This window comes from Spiroplasma endosymbiont of Colias croceus (genome assembly GCF_964020095.1).
In the GTDB taxonomy this organism is placed as follows: Bacteria; Bacillota_I; Bacilli_A; order Mycoplasmatales; family VBWQ01; genus Spiroplasma_E.
This window is the reverse complement of record NZ_OZ026536.1, coordinates 252,209-277,095: the sequence shown is the minus strand read 5'-3', so window position 1 is coordinate 277,095 and position 24,887 is coordinate 252,209. Positions and strand designations below refer to the sequence as shown.

The 24,887-nt window shown below is 22.1% G+C and carries 19 protein-coding genes and 1 pseudogene; 2 read left to right on the top strand and 18 right to left on the bottom strand.

Features of this window, described 5'->3' with window-relative positions; all coding sequences use genetic code 4:
* Positions 1 to 31 precede the first annotated feature (31 nt).
* The 12 genes and pseudogenes from rpoE to AACL24_RS01580 all read right to left on the bottom strand — a co-directional run bounded on the left by rpoE (position 32) and on the right by AACL24_RS01580 (position 14,190).
* A complete protein-coding gene (gene rpoE, locus AACL24_RS01635) occupies positions 32 to 439 on the bottom strand; it encodes a DNA-directed RNA polymerase subunit delta (RefSeq protein WP_339048252.1) in 408 nt (135 codons plus the stop codon).
* Positions 440 to 490: 51 nt separating this feature from the next.
* Positions 491 to 2,131, bottom strand: a complete 1,641-nt coding sequence (gene argS / locus AACL24_RS01630) for an arginine--tRNA ligase (RefSeq protein ID WP_339048250.1) — start codon at positions 2,129 to 2,131, stop codon at positions 491 to 493.
* An 83-nt stretch (positions 2,132 to 2,214) separates the two neighbouring features.
* Positions 2,215 to 3,306, bottom strand: a complete 1,092-nt coding sequence (locus AACL24_RS01625; protein ID WP_339048248.1) for a hypothetical protein — start codon at positions 3,304 to 3,306, stop codon at positions 2,215 to 2,217.
* A 31-nt stretch (positions 3,307 to 3,337) separates the two neighbouring features.
* Positions 3,338 to 4,531, bottom strand: a complete 1,194-nt coding sequence (locus tag AACL24_RS01620; protein WP_339048246.1) for an HD domain-containing protein — start codon at positions 4,529 to 4,531, stop codon at positions 3,338 to 3,340.
* Between the two features lie 191 nt (positions 4,532 to 4,722).
* Complete coding sequence (gene gltX, locus AACL24_RS01615; protein WP_339048244.1) at positions 4,723 to 6,168, bottom strand: glutamate--tRNA ligase; 1,446 nt, start codon at positions 6,166 to 6,168, stop codon at positions 4,723 to 4,725.
* Between the two features lie 22 nt (positions 6,169 to 6,190).
* A complete protein-coding gene (locus AACL24_RS01610) occupies positions 6,191 to 6,994 on the bottom strand; it encodes a hypothetical protein (RefSeq protein ID WP_339048242.1) in 804 nt (267 codons plus the stop codon).
* Between the two features lie 14 nt (positions 6,995 to 7,008).
* A complete protein-coding gene (locus AACL24_RS01605) occupies positions 7,009 to 7,671 on the bottom strand; it encodes a hypothetical protein (RefSeq protein ID WP_339048240.1) in 663 nt (220 codons plus the stop codon).
* Between the two features lie 14 nt (positions 7,672 to 7,685).
* Entirely contained in the window at positions 7,686 to 8,189 is a 504-nt protein-coding gene (locus tag AACL24_RS01600) for a hypothetical protein (protein ID WP_252319777.1), read from the bottom strand.
* 85 nt (positions 8,190 to 8,274) lie between these two features.
* Positions 8,275 to 9,372: a redox-regulated ATPase YchF gene (gene ychF / locus AACL24_RS01595; RefSeq protein ID WP_339048238.1), complete on the bottom strand. Its 1,098-nt coding sequence runs from the start codon at positions 9,370 to 9,372 to the stop codon at positions 8,275 to 8,277.
* Positions 9,373 to 9,454: 82 nt separating this feature from the next.
* On the bottom strand, positions 9,455 to 11,812 hold the full coding sequence (locus AACL24_RS01590) for a hypothetical protein (RefSeq protein WP_339048236.1): 2,358 nt from the start codon (positions 11,810 to 11,812) through the stop codon (positions 9,455 to 9,457).
* 6 nt (positions 11,813 to 11,818) lie between these two features.
* Entirely contained in the window at positions 11,819 to 12,916 is a 1,098-nt protein-coding gene (locus AACL24_RS01585; protein ID WP_339048234.1) for a hypothetical protein, read from the bottom strand.
* A 444-nt stretch (positions 12,917 to 13,360) separates the two neighbouring features.
* A pseudogene (locus AACL24_RS01580) lies at positions 13,361 to 14,190 on the bottom strand (IS5 family transposase).
* Positions 14,191 to 14,328: 138 nt separating this feature from the next.
* On the opposite strand from AACL24_RS01580, the gene AACL24_RS01575 reads away from it, so the two are divergent.
* On the top strand, positions 14,329 to 14,673 hold the full coding sequence (locus tag AACL24_RS01575; RefSeq protein ID WP_339048232.1) for a PTS sugar transporter subunit IIB: 345 nt from the start codon (positions 14,329 to 14,331) through the stop codon (positions 14,671 to 14,673).
* Between the two features lie 229 nt (positions 14,674 to 14,902).
* Here AACL24_RS01575 and AACL24_RS01570 read toward each other — a convergent pair whose 3' ends face one another.
* Positions 14,903 to 16,033: an Mbov_0401 family ICE element transposase-like protein gene (locus AACL24_RS01570; protein WP_339048230.1), complete on the bottom strand. Its 1,131-nt coding sequence runs from the start codon at positions 16,031 to 16,033 to the stop codon at positions 14,903 to 14,905.
* A 365-nt stretch (positions 16,034 to 16,398) separates the two neighbouring features.
* Between AACL24_RS01570 and AACL24_RS01565 the strand changes: the two genes are divergently transcribed.
* The gene (locus AACL24_RS01565) at positions 16,399 to 16,845 is read left to right on the top strand and encodes a hypothetical protein (protein ID WP_339048228.1); all 447 of its coding nucleotides are present in this window, start codon (positions 16,399 to 16,401) and stop codon (positions 16,843 to 16,845) included.
* A gap of 93 nt (positions 16,846 to 16,938) precedes the next feature.
* Here the strand turns inward: AACL24_RS01565 and AACL24_RS01560 are convergent, their stop codons facing one another.
* From AACL24_RS01560 to AACL24_RS01540, 5 genes are all read right to left on the bottom strand, one after another.
* Complete coding sequence (locus AACL24_RS01560; RefSeq protein WP_339048226.1) at positions 16,939 to 19,050, bottom strand: hypothetical protein; 2,112 nt, start codon at positions 19,048 to 19,050, stop codon at positions 16,939 to 16,941.
* On the bottom strand, positions 19,001 to 20,242 hold the full coding sequence (locus AACL24_RS01555) for a hypothetical protein (protein ID WP_339048224.1): 1,242 nt from the start codon (positions 20,240 to 20,242) through the stop codon (positions 19,001 to 19,003). The genes AACL24_RS01560 and AACL24_RS01555 overlap by 50 nt, the downstream gene beginning before the upstream one ends.
* Positions 20,243 to 20,485: 243 nt before the next feature.
* The gene (locus AACL24_RS01550; RefSeq protein WP_339048222.1) at positions 20,486 to 22,345 is read right to left on the bottom strand and encodes a hypothetical protein; all 1,860 of its coding nucleotides are present in this window, start codon (positions 22,343 to 22,345) and stop codon (positions 20,486 to 20,488) included.
* A 3-nt stretch (positions 22,346 to 22,348) separates the two neighbouring features.
* Positions 22,349 to 23,968, bottom strand: coding sequence for a hypothetical protein (locus AACL24_RS01545; RefSeq protein ID WP_339048220.1), 1,620 nt, complete (start codon positions 23,966 to 23,968; stop codon positions 22,349 to 22,351).
* A 109-nt stretch (positions 23,969 to 24,077) separates the two neighbouring features.
* Positions 24,078 to 24,611: a hypothetical protein gene (locus AACL24_RS01540; RefSeq protein ID WP_339048218.1), complete on the bottom strand. Its 534-nt coding sequence runs from the start codon at positions 24,609 to 24,611 to the stop codon at positions 24,078 to 24,080.
* Positions 24,612 to 24,887: the final 276 nt, after the last annotated feature.

The window sequence follows — 24,887 nt, the reverse complement described above, 5'->3', positions numbered from 1 at the left end:
TTCTCCTAAATATTAATTAATAATATCATTATTATTCATCATCATAACTATCTTCTAATGGTTGAATACTAATGGTATTTAAATCATCATCTTCATCTTCTACGTCTTCACTTAAATCTATAGTTTCATCATTATCTGTAACTGTTTGAGTACTATCAATTTCTTCTTTTGTATTACTTGGAATTTCTACTCTTGTCATATGTTCTTTAATTTCCTCTAATGAGACTTCATTACGTGGATATCAAAGTTTATCATTTTTTAAGAAAAAATTGGTATTTAAAATAATTCCAGTATAAAGTTCACCAGCAATTTTTTCTTCATCTTCTTTAGAAATATTACATTGTTTTTTAACATGTGTTCAAATTTCATTAAAACTGCTTTTTTTCTTTTTGCATAAAAAACTATATGCTACTTCTACTAATGTTTGTTTGTTTTGCATTTCTTAATCACCTTCTAAATTGTATATTATAAATAATAAAAAATATATTTTTTACATCTTTTTAGGCGCATCCACACCAATTAAATTTAAAGCATTTGCCATTATTTGTTTTATTGCTAAAACTAATGTTAATCGTTGAATTGTTAATTGTTGATCTTCACTAATAACTTTATGTTTATTATAATAAGAATGAAATAACTTAGCTAATTTTTGAATATAATTTGTAAGCAAATGTGGTTGATGCTGTTTTTCAATTTTTTGCAAAATAATTATATATTCATCTAATGTAATCAATAATTCTTTTTCCTTTTGTTCTGTTAATAAATTAATACTATTTGCAATTTCAAATTTTGGATAATTCTCTATAATTTGATTTATACGCGCATGAACATATTGAGCATAATAAACAGGATTTTCGTTAGATTGTTGTTTAGCAAGTGCTAAATCAATATCAAGATGTGATTCAACTGATCTTGATACTAAAAAATAACGTAAAGCATCCTTTCCAATTAAATCTATCATATGTCTTAAAGTTATTGATGTTCCTGCTCTTTTTGACATTTTTTGTTCTTTACCATTATCAATAACTTTTACCATTTGCATACATAAAATATCAAGTTTAGTGGCATCATTATTAAGCATATATAATCCCGCTTTAATTCTTGGAATATAGCCATAATGATCTGCTCCTCAAATATTAATTAACACATCACTACGTTGAAATTTAATATGATGATAAGCTAAGTCAGGAAGCATATATGTATAAGTTTTGTCTTTCTTAACAATTACACGATCTTTATCATCTTCAAATAAAGTAGTTTTTAAAAAAATAGCACCATCAAGTTGATAAGTATTGCCTTGCATTTCAAATTGTTTGATTAAATTAGAAATAATATTTTCTTTATATAAAAATGATTCAGAAAATCAAATATTAATTTTAACTTTAAATTTTTTTAAATCTTTTTTAATTTCTGAAAGCATATAATTAATACCAAATTCTTTAAAAATTAAAGAAGAAGTTTCATCAAAAGGTTTATTTGCAAATTTATTACCATTTAATTTCAAAAATGATTGTGCAGCAGCTAAAATTTCAGAACCACGATAACTTTCTTTTGGTAATTCAACAGCATTGCCACAAAGATTTTGATAATTTATGAAAATTGAATTGGCCAAAACATTAATTTGATTACCAGCATCATTAATATAGTATTCTCTAACTATATTATATCCTCTATGTTCTAATATATTAGCTAAACTATCACCAATAGCCGCATTTCGTGCATGTCCTAAATGTAAAAGTCCGGTTGGATTAGCACTAATAAATTCAATATTATAAGTAATATTTTTTTTATTAGATTGACCATATAATGATTTCTCATTAATAATTTTGATTAATAACAAACTAAATACTTCAACATTAATATTAATATTAATAAAACCAGGAGTAATATAATCAATTTTTTTAATTAATGGGTGTTTCTGATGAATATTTTTAACTATAATTTCAGCAATGTCTAATGGTTTTTGTTTATATTTTTTTGCTAATATCATTGCTATTGATGTAAAATAATCACCTAAGTCATTATTTTTATTAATTTCAATAACAACCTGATTCAATTCTATTTCATAATTTGCAAATGCTACTGCATCAAGAATAATAGTAGTGAGTTCATTAATAAGATAACTGTCCACAGTTCAGACCCCTTTCAATATCTAAAATATTATACTCATAAATTTAATTTATATCATATAAAAAAGTAAAAATAAATACTTTTTTATAAAAGTTGTTCAATTGTATCATTAACATACTGTATAAATCCAATTCTGATTAAAAATTCCAAAATAGCAACATCATTGTAATTTAAATCAATTAATTCTTGATAGTTACCAAAAATTTGATTATCAAGCACATTTCTTAATTTATCATTAATTTTTTTTGGATCATCTTCGATTTTAATTCCTGAAACTTTAACTAATTCTAAATCAATTTTTTTTTGCATTTTAACTTTAGTATTATCATCTTTATATAATTCTATTAATTTTAAATATAATTCTTGTAATAAACTTAAAGCCTTGACAAAATTACTTAGTAATTCTTGTTCATTAATTATATACGAATTTAAATTATGAAAATAATTATGATTTATCTCAGCTTCATATCTTGCTGCTTGACCGCCAGGATTAATTTGTTCAAAATAACGCAAACGTTCTCTTAAGTTTAATAATATTTTACTCATTTCCTCACTTTCAACTCTTGTAGTACTAATTAATTTAATCAATCGTATTAAATTATGAAAATTAAATTTTTTCTTACTAGCTGAAGGTTCAACTTGAATATATTTTCTTAAACAATGCTTTAATTTTAATTCTAACGATTGATATACTGAAAAAAAAGTAATATGAAAATTATCATATCCAATCCCTTTTTTAATATTTAAAATAGCGTTAACTGCATACATATTAGCGCGATCATTATCATTACCCAAAACATTAGTTAAATGCAAAGTTCTTGGAAATTTATTAATCATTGTAAGTAATGTTTCTTTAAATTTAATTTTTAACGTATTATCTTTAAATTTAATTTGATTTATTTTAACTGATTTTAAATCATTATATTCATTACCTATTATAAGGTAGGCAAAAATAGAAAAATAAACAATTACTTTTTCTTTAAAATTTATTCAAGTAAAATTTAAAGTTTTAATAGCATTTTCAATTTTTTCTTTATTAATTAATACACCCAATATCACTATTACTTCTTGCGTTGCTAAATGATACTCATGTGAATTTAAGTAAAAATCTCCTGGCGTTAAATCTAAAATATTTGGATACTCAAAAACTTTATTAATTGATTTTAAAATTTTCATAATTACCTCATTTTATAATACTTTTAAATTTCTATTTCTTTTTTAAAAAATAAATTGTATTTGGTGCTTTAATTGGATCTTGCAAAATTTGTGAGATTTTTTCTAAAGTAATATATTCTTCGTTTTTTGTTTTAATAATAATTGGATCTTTTTTAAAATAATAAAGTACATTTTTTAAATCTTGTTTAACGCCAATAACATTAGTGTTATTTTGACTTGTTAATAACAACAATTCATTTTCTCAGTTAAAACAAAATAAAATTACTTTTGATATTTTTACTAACTCATTATCTTTTTCAAAATTAATAATATCTTGCATTAACTTAATTAAAGTACCATCTGTTCAATTTAAATATGTTTGTATTTCAACGCTTTTTCCCTCAAAAATAGCAATAAAATCATGAATATTGACTTTAAATGAATAAGTTTTATCAAAATATAATTCAGTTATTCTTGAAAATAATTTTTGTAAATTAAGATCAAAAAGAATTCCACTTTTATGATAATAAACTTGAGAATACATATGGAACCTTGTGATTAAATAATTTTCAATAGCAGAAATTGCCTTGTATGAAAAAACTAAACCCTCTTTAATATCAATTATCATATTCGTAATAATTCAATCAATATCAATACTTCCATAACCAACTCCTGTAAAATATCCATCACGCATTAAATAATCAATACGATCACAATCTAATTGCGATGATACCAATTGAATTTGATATTTAGGATAATTTTTATAATCCTTCTTAAGTATACCAATAATAGCATTAATATTAATATTAAATTGTTTTAAAATCATGTTAATTTCAGTACTATTATCAATAATAATAGCACAAGTATAATCTTCATGAGTAAAATTTTCTTTTTTATTAACATTAAGGTTTATGATTTTTTCAAAAGTGTGTGAAAAAGGACCGTGTCCTAAATCATGTAATAAACCAGCAATTTTAATGTTTGTTTTTTCCTCTTTAGTTAATAAAGAAGAGCCTTCAACTTCACTAAGAACACGATTTAATATATGGTAAACACCTATACTATGAACATATCTAGTATGAGTTGCATTAGGAAAAGCAATTTGCACACCACCAAGTTGATTAATTCATCTTAATCTTTGAAATTCTTTACAAGATATTAATGCCTGAATAACGGGTTCGCTGATATTAATATTTTTGTGTATACCGTCACGAATAAAAGTTACTTTATAATTATTGCTTGACATAAATTTTAACCTCTCATTAATATCTTATAAATTTTAGGTATTATTAATTTTTTATTTTAATAGTAACATAATATAAAATTTTTCTTCTATTTTAGTAATTATTTTGAGTAAAAAGAACAATTTTATAATTTTTATTTATAACAAAAGCAAATATTATATTTTCTAGTATAAGTAATAATATTTATTTTTCTTTAATATTTAAAATTTAATTTCACATTATTAATAATGGTATCATAACCTAATAGTTTAATGGTGCTAACTAAATCAGGTCCATGCATTTGTCCTGTTGTAATAATTCTAATTGGCATAAATAATAATTTACCGTTAACATTAGTTTCTTTTTTAACTTCATTAATAATGTTTTTAATATTATCACTAGTTCAATTTTTACAATCAATAATCTTTTTAATAAATGCTGTACAAACTAAGTTACATTCATTATCATTCAAAAAAGTCTTTGCTTCTATATCTACCTTAAAATTATTTTTAAAAAATAAACTTACCAATTCATTAATTTGACTACCATATTCTAACTGTGATTGATAAATTAATAATACTTCTTTTCATCATTCAATAGTTTTGCTATTTCAATTATATTTTTCTTTAATAAAAGGTGTAACTAAATCTAAGTATTGTTCAACATTTAATCTTTTAATATAATAATTATTCATTCACACTAATTTTTCTGGATCAAACATACTTGGTGCTTTACTTAAATATTTTGGGGTAAATAATTTAATTAATTGTTTTTTAGTGTAAATTTCTTTTTCTTCATGAGAACTTCATCCTAATAAAGCAATAAAATTAAAAATTGCTTCTGGCAAATATCCTTCTTTACGATATTGATGAATAAATTGGATAATGCTACCATCACGTTTTGATAATTTTTTACGTTTATTATTAACAATTAATGTTAAGTGGGCAAAAATTGGAATTTTCCAATTAAAATATTCATAAATAACTAATTGTTTTGGTGTATTTGACAAATGTTCTTCACCACGAAAAACATGACTTATTTCCATTAAATGATCATCAATAACAACAGCAAAATTATAAGTAGCCACTCCATTTGATTTAATAATAATATAATCTCCTAAGTCTACTGAATTAATTTCAACATTACCACGAACTAAATCTTTAATTTTATAACTTTTATTAGTGGGTATTTTAACTCTAATAGCATATGAAATTTTATTTTGTAAATTTTCTTCAATTACAGACTGTTCTAATTTTGAACATGTTCCATCATACTGGAAAGCTAAAATATTTTTATCTGCTTGTTTCTTACGCATTTCTTCTAGATATTGAGGTGTACAAAAACAATAATATGCTTTTTTTTCTTTTATTAGTATTAATGCATGTTGAATATATATATTTAAACGTTCAGTTTGTTTATAAGGACCATATTTACCTGGTAAATCAATAGTTTCATCAGGAATTATTCCCATTCAACGTAAATTATCTAATTGTGAACTAATTCCATCTTCAATATTACGTTCTAAATCAGTATCTTCAATTCTAACTATAAAATCTCCTTTGTTATTTTTTGCAAATAAATAATTAAATAATGCTGTTCTAGCACCACCAATATGTAAATACCCAGTAGGACTAGGTGCATATCGTACACGAATTTTCATATTTTCACCATCTTTATTTAATTTAAGATTTTTTAATCTTATTAACTTTTTTTTCTACTTTATTAGTCTTATTTTTAGAATTTAATTTTTTTTTATTATTTTTAGAGGATTTCAATGCTTTTTTACGATTAGTTTTTGATTGTAATTTTTCATTTACTTCTTCATCAAGAAAAATTGTAATAGTCTGTGTATCATTTGGATCAAATTCATTAGAACTTGGTAATGGTTGTTTTAATTCTGGTTCAAAATCAATTGCTGCTTCAATACGTTGACGATAAAAGTGATATGTTTGAACATTAATTAAATTTAATTTAAGTAATAAAATAACTGCTGCAACAAGTAATGCAAAATAAAAACCAAAAATTGATCAAACAATAGTTGAAGAAACTCAATTTCTATAATAAAAGCTTGGTACTTCAATCGTTCCTCCTCTATTAAGTATTATTTGTGCACTATCATTACTTCATTCACAATAAAGCAATTGACCAGAAAAACTTATCAAAAATCCAACAACAAAAATTATAAAGTTTACAACTAAAAATACAAATTTAAAACGAGGAGATTTTTCAAGAAAAACTCTTGCCGTAAAAATACAACTAATCAAACCGAAACTGCTTACAACTAAACCTATTACTGGTAAATAATAAATTGCAGTATAACTTGAAGGATTAAAACTTGGTGAAGGTTCTGCAATTTGAAAACCATAATAATATAAATCTTTTAAAGCTGTATTTTTTGACAAAGCAATTAAAAAAAATAATTCATAAATAATAAATGTGCTTAATAATAAATAAAAACTAATAAACCACCAATTACGAATTCTCATAAATCTGCCCCCCTTTATTTAATATTCAAAGTTTTTTTACTAAATTCCTTTTCTTGTTTTTTAATTTTTTTTAATTCTTGTTTTCTAATTCGTCTTTGTTTTTTTTCCATACTTCTAGTAGTATAAATTTCATAATCTGAGTTCATAAATGTAAACTTTCTACGCATAATTCAAAAAAATAGTTGTGTAATCAAAATTAAAAAAAGACTAAAAATAATAAATATTCTTGCAATAATTGGATTAATTCAATGATAATTTTCATTATACAATATTCCAGATTGTGAAATATAAGTTAATTGTACTTCTGAACTTAACATTACACTAAGAATTAATAATCAAAAAGCAGTATAAAACATTCTACTGCTATACTTTGAAGAGACAATAATACTTACTCTAGGAGCAAATATTAATAAAATCATACTTACAGTAATTGCAATTAAACAAACAATTGGAGCATAAAATAAATTCAAAATAGGATAATTAAAATCAGTAAGTTTTACATTATATAATTTATATTTTGATACATTAATAGTAGCAAATAAAGAAAAAATAAAAACTGATAAAAAAAGAACTATTGATATTGCCAAATAAACAAAATATGCATTTTTAGTCTTTTGTTCATATGGAATAAAATATGTTTCTTTGTTTTTAATATTATCTAAATCTTTAATTTTCATTATTTTCACCTACTTTATTTTTCATTAGGCAATTCTTCAACTACTAAAATTAAAATAATCGCTGCTATTACTTCACATATTCATACAATTAATGATATTAATGAAAAAAATAGTAATACTGGTATTGATCAAAAAACTAGACTACCACTTAACATTAATGTTGATAATATTAATGTTGAAATAGCAGTAATTCTAAATGAAGATTTCTTTTTAAGTTTCTTTGCTGGTATCATAAAACAAATAATACTGACTAAAATTGCAATTCCAACATATGATAATGATAAAGCTAATTGCAGTTTACTAAATTCAAACCCCATTTTTTGCCCAACAAATGCATTAACTATTAATAGTATTAAAAAAGCAATACTACCAATAATTTGCACAATTGGTGATCAAAAAAGTAAAGCCCTTGAAACTTTTATTTTATTAAGAACATCAAACTTTTTAGTTTTTTTATTTGGAACATAATTGTTTTCTTGAATGTCAGAATCAGGATTTTGTAAATTACTTTTTAACATAATAATTTTTTCCTTTCTTGCTAGTATATTTTCAAATTAATTATAACAAAACTATAACCTTTTTATAATTAATATTATCTTAAAACTAAACATTAAAAAGGAAATGACAAATATCACCATCTTCAACTATATAATTTTTACCTTCAACTCTCATTTTTCCCTTTTCCTGAACATTTTTTTCACTACCCAATAATTCTATATCTTGATAATTATAAACTTTAAGTCTAATAAAACCTTTCATGAAATCTGTATGAATGATACCAGCACACTCTGGTGCTTTCATTCCTTTAATAAAAGTTCAAGCATGAACTTCTTTGGGTCCAACAGTAAAATAAGTACCTAAATTTAATAGTTTATAAGTTGCTAATACAATTTGATCAATTCCTGATTCAAAAATATTTAACTCTTTAAACATTTCTTTTTTTTCTTCTGCTTCTAATTCAGAAAGTTCACATTCTGTCTTAGCACAAACAACAATTACAGTAATATTTTTTTTGCTCATATATTGTTGTAATTGTTCAACATATTTATTGGTTTTAGTTATTAAATCTTTTTCATTAATATTAGCAATAACAATTATTGGTTTAGCAGTTAAAAAATTATAAGGTTTAATCATTAGTAATTCTTCTGAACTTAACTTTTGATTACGAATAGCAATACCATTGTTTAATTCATTATTAATTTTTTCTAATAAAGCTACCTCAGCAATACCTTGTTTATCTCTAGTTATTTCCGATTTTTTACGAACTTTTTCTTTTCGTTTACTTATTACTTCTTGATCAGCTAACATTAATTCCAATTCAATAATTTCAAAATCATTAATTGGATCAATTTTATTTTCAACATGACTAACATTAATATCATCAAAACAACGAATAACTTCGCATATTGCATCAACTGTTCTAATATTAGCAAGAAATTGATTACCTAATCCTTGACCTTTACTAGCACCTTTGACAAGTCCGGCAATATCATGTAATTCTAAAATTGTTGGTACAATTTTTTGTGGATTAAAGATTTTTATTAAATTTAAAATTCTTGAATCATTGACTGGAACGCTACCAATATTTGGTTTTATAGTAGCGAAAGGATAATTTTCAATTAATACTTGTGAATTGGTAATGGCTTTAAATAATGTTGATTTACCTACATTAGGTAAACCAACGATACCAGCAGTTAACATATAATATACACCTGTTTCTTTTACTTATATGATTACATCGTATCATATAAATTATAAAGAAAAATATAAAATTAATTATCAATTAAGAAAAATTTAATTTTGAAGTTGATTTGGATGGTAATGGTACAGTATTTACTAAATTATTAGATTCATTAATAGTATTACCAGCAAGTTCTTCATCATCGCTTTCATCATCAAAAGGATTTGTACTAATTGCTTTAGGAGTAATCTGACCAGAACAAATGCCACTATCACTAGATGCTGTTCTAGTAAGACAATGATTAAATTCTTGACGAGATGATTCAGTACTGCTTTCTAAATCACTATACTCTGGAAAACTATAACTATTAAGTTCTCTTAATATTTTATCGTTATCAATAATAGAATAATCATTTTCTTCAAATTCAGAAGAAAGTGAACTTATCGCACTATTAGTACTATTTGAACGTGATAATTTAGGTTTTTTTTCAATTATTCATTCATCTCAAGGCTCAGATGTTGGTAATAGTTCTGGTATACTTTGTCTTTGATAAGGTACGCTTATTTCATCTATTGATGTTTTATTATCATTTAAATTTGCAATTAAAGTTCCAAAATTTTTTGTATTATTTTCTTTAACTGTCTTAATAGCTATTTTTGTTTTTTTTCATGTTCAAGATATTTTATTTATTATTTTCTGTCATCAACTAAGTTTTTTAAATTTTGTTTTTGATAATTCTACTAAAGATTTTTTACAATTTTCAATGTCAATATCTTTAATATTATTAATTTTATTTAAAGATACTGTTTCATAATGATCAAAATTATTATAACCACTATATATTTTTAACTTATTTTTAATAATTTGATAGTTTTTATCTCAATACAAATATTTTTTCATATCTGAAGGTGTATCTTTGGTAACTCGATCATAATATCTAATAAAAGTTATATAATCATTATAAAACAATGAATTTTCTACTTTTTGGGCACTTAATTTAAAAATTTTATATTTAATATTAACTAATTGTTCATTAAGTTGTTCAATATCTAATTTTAATTTTGCTATTACTCGTTGATTTTGAAATTGAACATTTAAATTTGTATGATTACTTAATGTTTCCCATTCTTGTTTTTTAGTTTGTAAAAGATTAAGAATACTATTGTGTAAGTAATGTAAATCATTAGTTACGGTTCTGATCTTACTATTAACTACTACTACTAAATTTCTTATCTTGCTAACCTCTTCTTTTATGGCTGCTAATCTTTTTTTTGCAATTGAACTATCTCTATTAATTTTAAAATTAATTGCAGATGTTTGTTTCTTATAATTACCTAAAAAATTTGAATGATAACTAATATCAAATATAACACTTTTTTTATTTACATTTTCTTTTAAACTTTTAATTTTTTCTTTACTATTTTCAGTAAAATCAAACGTTAAAATATTATTACTAATAACATATCTTAAATCTGCATTATTTCTTAAACGTTCTAAATGTGTCAATTGACCTTCTTCTATTAACTGCTTATCATTCATTATTTCTTTATCAATAATCTCTAATAATTTTTCTTTAATTTTTTGCAAATTAATTTCTCATTCTCAATCATTAAAAGAATTTTGGTTATTAACTTTTACAAAACCTAAAATTGGATCATTAATTTTTTTAAGTTTTTCCAGTAATAATAATACATATTCTGGTATTGTTTTATCTTTTCAAGTTATATAATCATTTATTAATGTTTGTGAATCAATGATTTCTTCTTGACTTGGGAAGTTTAGATTTTCTTTAGAAAAAGTAAAATTAAATGATTTACAATTATTAATTGTAATATCTCTTATTTTATAGTCTCATGTTTTTTTTGAGTTTAAATATTGAATAATAACAGTAAAATTATCTCTATTTTTTTGTAAAACCTTAAAATAGACTAATTCATTTTCTTTAATACCATCAATATTAACCAAACTATTAACTGCAATAATATCATTAACTTCTCATTTACCTAAATTTATTTTTGCTCTTTCTTCTGAAATTTGAAATGCATCAGATAATTCTTTTTGAAAACCTTCTGATAGTTTCTGATTTGTTTTTAATATATTATTAGCTTTCATAAGTTTTAATTTTGCTATATTATGACTATCATTGTCTTTAAGAATATTAGTTTGTAATATTTGTTCTTCTAATAAAAAGTGTTCTTCTAAACTAAATTTAGGTAAAATTTCTTGTTTTTCACTAGGAAAATAAACATTTACTAATTCATTAATTAATGTAGTAAAATCATACGATTTTCAAAATTTAACCCTTAAGTCTTCTAATTCTTGTTTATATACTTTAAATTCTTTACTATTTTTTACAGACTTTGATAATTTTATTTCTAAATCATTGGTTAATCATACAAATTGTGAAAAAGATCCTTCATAATCTGAAAAGTTTAATAGAGAAAGATAAACTTTTGCCATATGTTCTTAATCAATAATAATTTCTTGTCCTAAAAGTTTACTCATTTCTATTTTTTTAAAGTTATCTAAAAGATTTAATAATTTAGAAACAATATAGACTGGTCTACTCTGAAATTCAATTGGTAATAACTTATATATTTCAACAAATTCAGAAAAATTATCATTTAATAAATTATCAATTTCAGCAATTGAACCAATAGGAGGAGAAATGTTATCTGGATTTTTACTTTTTACATATCTCTCAATATTTTGCATTGAAAGAAGTGAAAATGAATTATGTACCTGATAAAAAACATCACTTGCTATTAAATATTCTTTACTTTTTAAAAATAAACTCTTTTGTAAATAACTTAACATTTGTAAATTATTAACTAATTTCATATCTATAAGTAAACTATTAAGTATTTTTTGTTTATGTTCTTCATTTTTAACTAAAATTTCTTCGATTTTTTTAGTTACATTTTCTAATTCTTTTTTATCTTTATTAATACCTGCTAAACGTTCTGTATCAGATAATTCTTTTTCATTTTTTCAATCAGCAATATTTTTTTCTCATTGTTGCTGTGTTTGTAATAAAGCATTAACTGTTCTTTTATCTTCATTACTTAATTTAATAAATTCTTCTATTACATTATCTATTTTTTTAATTTCAAAATCTAATTTAGAAAAAAAAGATGCTTCCTTTTCTTGTATAGACATTGATTTAAGCGAAATCATTGAAAGTTTACCACAATGTAAATTAAATAATAAACTTACTTTATTTTTTCTTTTAGCTTTAATTTGGAATTCAGAAGAAGAAAAGTTTGCGCTTCAGGTATTATTATCAACTTTATATGCAAGATTTAATTGTACTTTCAAAATATTATCATCTTCATCTTCATTATTTTCAATAACTTCTAACTTAATTTTAAATTTTGTTAACTCTTCTTTAGTAAAATTTAACCCAGTTTTAATATTTAACTTATGTAATAATTCACTTTGTAAAATTACATCATTAATGTCTAAAATTTTCTTATCTTCTGATTCTTGATAATAAACAAAAAGATCTATAGCCTCAGCTATTTGATTGATTGCTTCAATAAATAAAGTTACTCTTTCTTTCATTGTTAATAATCTAGCGGTGTCTAATTGTGAATCTTCTCCAATTTTTGCTAATGCTTGTTGAATAAGTGAAACATTTTCATCTATTGGTAATTTTCCTCTATTATTTTTTAATAAAATATTTCTAACTCTTGCTTTTAAGAAAAATAATTTTATATCATTAAAGTTATAAGTGGCTTCTTCAGAAACATAAAATTGACTTTTTTCAAAACAAACTTTACCATCAAAAGCACCATCATATTTTCTTAAATTACCTTCTGAATTTAATAGACTTCTTGCAAAACTATGATATTAATCACATTTTTTAAGTTTAAAAATTTATTTTAATAACACTTTTAATATTTTTTAAAAATTATTGTTCAAAATATGTTTTATTTTTTGTCATTAAAATACAACAAAAATTATTATTTCAAATAAAAAAATAAAATATTAAATTATCAAATATATTTAAATTAATAATTGTAAATTATAAATTGAAGCTATTAAATTAAATCTTAATGCAAATTTTTTTCTTCTATTTCGATATTTTTCACTAATAATTTTAAATTTTTTAAGAATCGCAAAAACATGTTCAATAACAACTCTCATTTTTGAAATAGCCTTATTATTTTTCTTTTCTTCTTTAGTTAAAGGGTTTTTCTTTGATTTTCGTTTAGGTAATAAGACATTTTTATGTATGTTTTGTATACCTTGATATCCTAAATCTACTAAAATAGTTGTTTCTGATAAAAATTTCGTTTTTGAATTTTTTAAAATTTTAAAATCATGATTTTTACCATAAGAAAAATAAGAACTTATAATTTTTTTACTATCTTTTTCAATTATGACTTAAGTTTTTATTGTATGTTTTTTCTTTTTTCCTGAATAATATTGTTTTTGACTTTTTTTGGGCGTTGAATAGTACTTTCAGTCACATCAATGATAACTGTTTTATCTTTAAAATTATTATTTAACAGTGATTTTTGCCCATCAAGTTGTTGAAAATCAGGATGTTTTATTAAAGTATTTTCTATTCACTTGATATTCCTATAGCAACTACTTTCACTAATTCCATAACTTTTAGCAATATGAAAATAAGTTCGATACTCTCTTCAATATTCTAAAGTCATTAATAAACGATTTTCTAATGATAATTTATTAGGTGTACCACCATTTTTAAACTTTTTTACTTCTTCTGTCTTTAAAATTTCTAGAATTTTATTAAAAATAATATCATTTATACCAGTTAATCTTAATAATTCTGGATTGTTAATAGTTTTTAATTTATCAAACATCATAGATTACCTATCTTTTTTATTTTTAATTTTATTTTAAAAATTTAATTTTTAATAGATAGGTTTTGCAAGAAGTCTAATATCAATGTATAATATTCTTAGTTATGTATATTTGATTTTTGTTTATTAGGAGGAAAATAGATGATAAAGATATTACTTACGTGTTCAGCTGGTATGAGCACTTTAAGACTAAAAGCAAATATGAAAGAATATATTAAAGAGTTAAATTTAGATTATGAAGTGAAAGCATTAGGTGCTATTGAAGCGAAAGCATCTTTTGCTAAAGGTGAAAAATGGGATGTTGTTTTATTAGGACCACAAGTAAGTTATATGAAAAATGATTTTACTAATATTATTGGAAATGCTGCTCTTAATGTTATTCCAGCAGCAGTTTATGCGATGGTTCAAGGTAAAGAAACGTTAGAATTAGCAATGAGTTTGTTAGAAATTAAAAAGGGAGATTGTCAAAAATCCGGAATAAATTAATTCATATAGTCTTATTATTATGTTAGACAAGAAATAATTTGGAATTTTATGAAATTGTATTTAAATAATATAATTTTTTTAACTTAAATGCAACTAAAATGATTATTTTTAAAAATTACTAAAAAATTAAAAAATAAATTTAATATTTATACACAACAAAAATTCTTATTAAAACACATTTAATAAGTTTTATTCTATTTTGATTTTTAAAAAAAAGTTAAATTTTAATTTATAATAATTGCATCTCTGTATTTATTTTATTACATTTAAAAATAACCATTTTAATATAAATTGAAATATTATAAGTTCTATTACCAAGCATTTCTTTTAAAACATGTCAAATATTAGTTTCAGTAAAGCAACCAATATTTCATTTTGCACCTTGATTTTCAATACCTTGTTTATTATTTTTAAAATATTTTTTCTTTAATTTTTTATGATTATCTAATTCTTTATATAAATAATCAATTAATTGTTCATATTGACCATTATTAATTAAATTTTTACAGTAATTATATTCTTTTAAATATTTTCCTTTATTTCCCGCCATTATTCCAAGATATAATGTTGTAATTAAATGGAATTTATCTAAAACAAACTGTGCACCTAAATAATCTGCTACATCTTTAATTCATCCTGCACTATCACCACAAATAATTATTTTTGCTTGGTCAATATTTTCATAAAATTTTTGACAATGTTCTTTAACAAATTCAGCAGTTTTTTTAACTCCAATTGCTGTTTTTGTTGGTCTTATAATTGCTTTTACTCTTTTATTTTGTACTTTGTGATTAATATTATCTGTATATGTTACTATTAATCGCATAGAATGTTTTATACCTTTACGTTTAAAATTTCAAAATTTTCGATGACCGTCATCAATTGCTACAAAAATAGGTTGATTTTTTTCTAGTTTTACTTTTACTGGATTTGCTTCAATTACTTCTAAATTTTTAAAAACTCTATGAATAGTACTAACACTAATACCTGCTTTTTTACAAATAGCACAAATATCATGATATCTTTTTCCATCAGCAAAATATTGAATAATAGTTTGTTCAACATCTTCACCAATTCTTTTATATTTAGGTAATTCTAGTCATTCATCAACTAAACAAATACGAACTCATTTTTTTAATTCTTCATCAAAATATTCATAAATTCTTCTTTTATAAGTTACCATTCCATATAATGTTTTTCTAGTTCGATATTGATAATCAACAATTTTATATTTCTTTTTATCTCTTGTTTTAAATATTCTTCAATCTCGTTTTTCTCATTTATTTGTTATATGTTCTAAAACTAATTTATCAATTTTTGCACTTTCTTCTCTAAAATTTCATTTATAATTAAAATTCACATTTACTTCTCCTAACTATTTTAAAAAAATCTAAATTTATTGTAAATATATTTAAAAAATTAATTTACTTAATTATTATATAAATATATAAGTGTTATTTTAAATAAAATAAAAAATATTTTAAAAAATGCTTTCATATTTAAAATATAATAAACAATTTCAATATAATTAATAGTATAGGTCTCACAAAATAACGCCTTTAATTTAGGCGTTATTTTGCATTTAAAAGCATACTTGTAAAAATAATCAAAAATAAGTACAATTAAATAATAAAATGTTATGAAAAAGGGAATAAGATATGATAAATAGAGAAAAAGAGTTAAAAAGTATAAATAAACTGAAATCTTTAAAAAAGATTTTACAAAATGAATGTTATTTGTCAAAGTAAAAATTGTAATAACAAATGAAGTAATATTGTATTATTAGATTTAAAATCAAAAACATTTAGTCTTTTTCTTTGTGAAAATCATGGAATTAATTTAGAACATGAATTATTACCAAAATGATTAAAAACTTCTGAAAAATTGGGAAAAAATAAAAAGTTAAAAAAGGAGATTAAAATGCAAGATAGTAAAGAGATATTAAAAAATATTCAAAATGAAGTTGAACAACAACAAGAAAAAATAAACTCTAAAATAAAAAAATGAATAAAAAGAAATTTCTATAAAATAACAACTATTATAGCATTAATTTTTGCATGTATTGCCTTAGGTTTTGCATGTAAAGACGGAAGACAAAAATTAAGTTTTTATTTAAAACCAGACCATACTGCAGTATTTGGGGGGGACTATATGAGAACATCGTTATGATAAAAGTACAGTTTCATTTTATTTTGCAAATAATAAAAAAGATAAAACAGATATAAAATGAGATGGTAAGTATCCTACTGGATATTTTTGATGAGATTAAAATTCAACATTAATATATGATATTGTTTCATCATTATTATTAAATAATGAAATATTATTAATGTTTATAATTTTATTTTCTATTTCTAATAAAATATCATAATTTCCAGCACCAAAAATACCTGAGATTTCTATTTTATGTAAATTAGAAATTTCTTTTTCTATATTGAATTTAACTGTATCATTAAAATAATTTTTTTGAACAAAATTAAATCAATCTCAACTTGAAAAATATTGTTTTTGACTATTAAATAATTTTAATAATTCTAAAACATTATTAATTATACTTTTAACCATATACTTTCCATATTCACCATTACTTAAACTCATATCTTGTGGTAATAATGAAGGTATATTATTATTTTCTAGTTCATTAGTTAATGATAATCAATTAAATTGATTATTACTTAGTTTAAATCATTCATTTTGATTAATATTTTTGTTTTTTATTTTAATATTATTAAGGTCAGTAAAATCAAAATACTCAGATTTTAAAACAACATAAACATTTTCAAAATTTCATCTATCATGAGTTGATTTTCTTGTTGGTTTTGATTTTATTTCAAAATAATAGGGTAACAATAATTTATAATCATCATCTAAACCTTTATTTATTGATAAGTAAGAAAGTATATAATTTGATAACATCATAACTACTTGCTTAAATTTTTTTATTTTTGGATTATTAATAAAATCTGGATTATCTAATTTTCATTGTTCAAATAAATTAGTAATAACATCATGTGGTTTTTGGTTTTCAAATTCATTTCTTAATTTTGTAATATCTGGTAAATCATCATGTTTTTCGTCATATTTAGGGTCATAACCTTTAAAATTCGCTTGATAATTATAAGTATAACTTAACATGTCCATTAATAATTTTCCTAATGTTGTAAGTGGTTTAACTTTATCATAAGTTAATAATACACTATCAATATTATTAATTTTTCAATGAGTTTGTACCGTTTTACCTTGTGACATTTTTACTTTTTGGTTTTTACTTCCTCCAACTCCAACTTTATTAACTCCACTTTGTCAATCATTATATGCTAATATGTAATCACTTTCATTTTCTTTAGAAAACATAAAATATTGTTCTTTTTGAATATTATCTATTTGTTTGTCTTCATTAGTAGTTATAGTTTCAACATTTTTAAACTCAATTTTTTTAACATGTTTAAATTCTTGTGCTGGTGGATTAGGTATAATTTCACCAATATCTAAATATTCTAAAATAGAATTTTGATTAATGAAATTTTTAGCAATATTTCACTCTAAAATTTGGTCACTAAATCATTGTTGTAAAATATTAACTTTTGGTTGAGTTTGAATTGGTAAAGCATATAATGGAAATAATTGGTTATCATCAGCAATTAATAAATTTGGCGATACTTTTAATCCATCAATTTCACCATTTACTTTTATATTGCCAAATAACATTGTTTTAGGAAATTTTAAAGTTATACTTTTAACCTTGGTATCTTTTTCTAATGGTTTTTGTAATTTAATAATGATTGGATAACCATCTCTTGTTTTAAAGTCTTTAATTTTTATAATAGTTATACTTTTAGTACTTCTTGTTTTTGGATTTTGATAAGGTTGTGAATAATTATTAATGATATATAAATTATCAATATTATTTTCAGTTAATGGTTCATTGATAGATACAGCATATAACTTAAATTGATTTAATAAATTTATTTCTTGAAATATTAAATTTTTAATATCAGTCATACTATATTCAATTGTATTGTCATTAATATTAGTACTTGCTCTTTGATTTAATTGCATAGTAAAATCAGATGTTTCAACAGCAGTAGTTTTTAACACTTTATCAATATCAATAAATCCAATTTTAATAGTATTTGCTGAAAATTTTAAACTATTATTTTCATTATTTTTAAATAAACGTTCAATTTCATAAATATATATTGTTCTTTTTTTAAATTCATCGTATGCTCTATTAATATCTGGGTCACTAGTAGCACTCATCATATTAGTAAAATCATAAGGAATATTATCAATTAAATAATCATTTTCTACTTCTGCTTGATTAAGTTTAGTTTGTTTCTGTGGAAACTTCGTTTGTGGTTTGTTGTTGTTTTCCATTGTTTTCTCCTATTAATTGGTTATTTTCGGGATTAAATAATTTTAATTTAACTGTTAAATTATTAATTTCTTGTTCATCATTAATATTAAATGTTTTACTATTTAATAAATCTTTATCTAAACGTACTAATATTTGAATAAATTTAAGAATATCAATATTAAATTGCCATAATTTTTGTTCAATATAATTAATGGTTGAAATATTTACAGCTGTACTTTCTAGAACTGATTGTTGTGCAGATTTCTTTTGACTTGGTATATGAATACCACAACGTTTAAATATTTCATTAACATTTCAATCATATATATCAGTTAAATTTTTACCTTTAAAATTACTATTTGTCATATTGATATTTTCGTTTTGTTCATTATTATCTCCACCACTTTTAAATATGTAATTTTTAGTAACTAATGTTCTTACTGCTTCTTCTAATGTTGATTGAACATTACCATAAGTTTGACTAAATATAAATTTAGGTGAATTTAAAATGCTATCTAAAACAATTTGCTCATAAATAACATCTAATGCTTTAATTTTATCCATTACTTTATCACAATCTGCTAACTCATTTGCTTTATTTCGCATAATTGCTATTGGTATATAATTAATATTTAGTGTTTGTTCTTGTAATAGATTAGGATTATTAATAAATGATTTAAAATCTAATGGAAATTGTTTTTTATTATCACTAATACTATAAATTGCACGATTAATTGTTACTTCTTCATTGTTTAATGTATAAACTTCAAATAGTCTTACTGTTTGTACATTTTGTTCATAGTTATCATAAAAAATAGTACATTGAATTAATTTACCAGTAATATCATAAACTCTTTGTTGAATATCTACTACTTGAAAATATAAGTCATCATTAGCAATATAAATTAAATAACCACTAATTCCTAATTTACTTAATTTAAAAATAGAATTTCAATTTTTTCTATAAAATTCTTGTTGAATTAAGTATTGTTTAATAGTTTCATTATTAATATCTAATGGAGCATTATATAAATTAGCATTATTTTCTGCTACAAAATCAGTGAAATAAGTTTCATGATTAAAATCATTAAAACCAAAATAATTTAAAATAGAAGCATGAGTACTTTTATTTTTATTGGTTAAAAATTTTACTTTTTCATTTTGATTATCACTAATATTTGTTTTATCTTTTCTTTTAAATAAACTTAACATAATATTCACCACCTTTCTTTAAAATATTTGATTAATTTTTAATATAATTTTTACAATAATAAATATAATTAAACCAACAGTTGCAGATGATAGAATTACACCAATTAAAGCTAAAATAATTTTTATAATTTTAAAAAACATAATCTTATTCCTGTAATTCTTCTAATTTTCATACATTACCTTTTAAATTACCTTTTACAGTATAAATAGTAATCAATTTTGCATGTTGAACTGATAAAATTACTATATTAGCACTATCATTAAAGGTTTGTATTTGTACACCAGCAATTTTTTATTAGTTATAATAAATTCTTGAATAGTATAAACTGGATTATATATACTTCAAGAATAATAAACTCTATAATGTTTATTCTCTTCAAAATCATAAGTAATTTGTCAATAATCTCATTTATTTTTTTCTCTTGTTCCTACTTCTTTTCAATTATTTATAGTTGGAGTTGGTTGTGGTTGTTTTTCTAATATTTCATTAATTGCTTGTAATATTTTTTTATTTTGAGTTTTTAATATTTTATATTCATTATTTTCTAATAAATCCCTACAAAGTAATGAATTTTCTTCATCATTTAATAAAATTTCATTTGTTTCAGTATTATATTTAAAATAATCATTTGAAAATTTTTTGTCTTTTATTTTTTCTTTTAATTCATTAACAGCCCCAGCAATAGTTTTATTAGTAGTTTCTAAATTAGGAATTTCTTGACCAATAGCATTCATAGAAAAAGCAATTGGAAATAATGCTTTTGTATCTTCTAATTTTTTATCTATTTCTTCTTTTTTATAATAATCAGTTAAATCAGTAGAACCACCAATAGCACTAATTTTATTATTTTCATCAATCTTAATATTTTCACCAGCAATTAATTTATTTTGTTTTTTATCTAATAAATTATTAGTTTCTAGTTTTGTATAATAATCACGTTCAGTATTTTCTTCTGCTATAAATTCAGTTGGTGTATCTATTCCTTGATATTGATATATTTTAGAAATAAATCCTGAATAATATGTTCCGGGTGTAGCACTAGCGCGAATTTTATAATTAACGCAAGTTAAATATAATCTAATATTATTAGTTTCATCTGAATAAAAAGTATCTAATAGAGTATATGATTTTATTGCAGATTCTTCATCTAATTTAAATATAGATTTTCTAGTATATTTATATTTATAAATATTACTCTCATAAATATAACCTCATATTACTAATATTTCTTTATTTAAATTATCAGTTGAAAGTTCATTAGATATCTCTTTTCATAATGGACTAGTTTCAATATTAAATCAGTTATTTTTAATATCATCAATATTTTGTTTATTAATCTCAATTTTATTTTCTAATAATTTGATATTATTATCAACTTTAGTTTCTAATAATTTAATACTATTTTCATTTGTAGTAATTCTTTTTTGTTGTTTAGCAGAAAAATCACAAGTTGGTGCATGTCTATAATCCCCAATTTGTGGATTATTTTGTAATGCGTCAGGTGGTAATGTACCAATTTCATCAGGTCAATCTAAAATCATAGTTTCAGTTTCTTTATCATAATCTGTTGCTACATAACCCTTATTAATAAAATTTGTAACAGGACCCCTATATATTTCATTTTCATTATCATCAACTAAATCATCATATAATTTCATTTGTTTTGATAATGTAAATTCTTTTTGTTCTTTAATTAATTCATCAACTTGATTTCTAGTATAAGGTGCTAAATCTCAAACATTAATTGTTGGAATACTACTTGCACTAAATTGATTACCATTATTAAATTGAATAGTTGCATCAACATTAAATTCAATTGGTGTACGATTAAATACTCAATGTTCAACCATTACATAAACCATATCTCTTAATGTTTCTTTAATTAATTCATCTTTAAAACTATCAAAAGGAAATTTAGATAAAATAAAATCAAGATAGGCATTAATATCATTTTGCGCACGTATTCCAAATGTTTTAAATCAATCATTAACATTTGGTCATGTTTTTATATATTGCTGTGGTGTTTCTGTAATTTTTCCAGTTAATGGATATCAGTTATTATAATTTTCAAGACTGACACCAGTTCAAAGTTTATTAATCATATTTTATCATTCCTTAAAAAATGCTTTTTTATAATGTTTAGTTTTTGTTTTAGTTTTTCTATGTGTGATATGTTCAATTTCTTTTTGTATTTTATTTTTTCCTTTTTTTAAGTTTTTACTTTTTGTTACAACTTGACTATATGCAAATTTTTCTAAATGATGTAATAATCAAGTACCAAATAAAGTATTTACTGAAAACTTTAAACCAACATTTTTAAATGATTTATTAATATTTTCAATAGGATTATTAATAACATTTACTACTTTATGATAAGTTCTTATTATTCTAAATATTTCTCTATATACTTTAAAACTATCTCTAATTACTTGTTGTACAACTGGTGGAGCAAATGCTATTGCTTTTAATCATTTATTACGATTAACACCATAACCAATGTATCAACCACTATATCAACGATATCAATGAAATGGATGTATTTGAGTAACAAAAGTTTTTGCTTTAAGAATACTATCAACAACTGTAATTGGTTTATATTTAGGATTACGATGATAAATAGTAATTGCACATTTATCTAATGACAAAGGTTGAATTTTACAACCCATAAATACTGGTGAATTTAATGGAATTAATTGTGCGTGTTTAATTGCTCTTTTTTCTGCACTAGTAAATAAATCAGTTGCTTTTTCTTTTAATTTATTAATTTTTTCAAATGCTTGTTTTTCTAGTTTTTCAAATTTTTCTTGTAATTTATATATACTTTCTCGTATTTTTTCAAAATATGAAGTATCTTTTCAAAATTTATTTAAACCTTTTTTTAAATAAAATCTAATATCAAAATATTTAAAAATTTGATTTGCTTTTAAAACAAGTTGATGAATAATACTATTTTTAAAATTAAATTTAATAGCATTAGCACGAATTTTTTGTAAATCCAAAATTAAAGTTTTTCCATATCTATTTTCTGTGTGTATTGTATGAACTAAATTTAATCAATCATGTTGGTTCATAGATAATACTTTTTTTAAATCAGTATTATATTTTTTTAAAAAGTTATTTGCTTTTTCAATATCTTTGATTTTAAATTTAGGAGTTAATTGTGGACTTAATTTTATTAATGTATTTTGTAATAATAAATAATCTTTTAATTCTTGTGCTTCTAATTTTTGAAAATTATTTTTATATTGTCTTTCAGCAACATAATCTAAATTTTGGATTATTGTTTCACGATTTGGAGCAAAACTGTAATTAAATAAATAACGATTTTTACCAACAATTTTATCTGTTAAAATTTCTTTTCCACTTACTTGACTAATAATTTCTTGTAAATTTTTTGCTTCTTTAACACCTATTTGTTCTAATGTTTTAGTTTTTTGTGCTAAATTAATAAATTTAGTAGTACGATAACCACGACTAATTTTATTAATTCCAGCAAATGCTGGTAATATATTAAAAAAAGTATTTAATGGTGTTACATTTCCTTTTAAATAATCATAAACTTGATTAATAGTAAAATCAGTTAAAAATTCTACACCAACAGCACTAATACTAGCAACTAAATCACTTGCACCTAATCCAAGTGCAAAACTTTCACTTAATCCACCAGTAAAAGGAGCAAGTGCTACTGCTATTACTTGTACACCAATCATTTCTAAATTTCTCATCAAAAACTTTTATTTTCTTGTTGTTTACTTATTCTAGTATGTTTTGGTTTATTTATGTTTAAAAGTATTGCTGTATTAGTTGTACCGATTGGCATGATATTAATGTCCTTTATTTAAGAGTTATTTTAATTGGATTTGTTGTTCCTTTATAATTTAAGTCATTAACATTTGCAATAATAGTTATATATAAATCACCTGCTTTTTGTTTTTGATTACTTACATTAGTTTTGCCTTGTGCATCACTAAAATATTTAATAGTTGGATTTGTTAAATTAGGATTTAATGATTTAAGTTCATTAGTACTTTTTATTTGTGTATTTAATTCACTATTATTGTTATTAACATTTGCAGTAATATCAGTTGTTAAAATTGTAATTTTAGTTTTTAAATCAGTTTTATCACTATTAATAATTCCACATAACATTCAGCGTGAAGTTGTTTCTTCATCTGTTATATAGGGTATTGCTTCACCAGTTACTTCTCCCCCAACTAAATATTTTCTTCCAACTTTACCATCATTAATATCTTGAACATATACAACTGTATTTTGTAACATATATCTTTTCATTGCTCTTGGTGTTGCTAAAACAAAAGACATAATTTTAGTTTCATTATTATCAGTAAAAGTCATATAATCATCCATTACAATTTGACATAGTACACCTTTGATATATAAATTTGTTCCATTTAATCTTAATTGTTGTGCTATTTGGTTATCAGTAATTAAACCTTTATTATCTGCTAAATAAACTAAACTATCATATAAATTATTAGTAATAAAAAATTGACAATTATTACTATTTCTTAATTGGACATATTCCGTAATTAAATTTAATTAATTGTCAATAAAATTGTTTTAAAACTATTTAGTGTTATTGAATATAGAAATAAATATTTTTTGAAAAAATAGTTTAAAAAA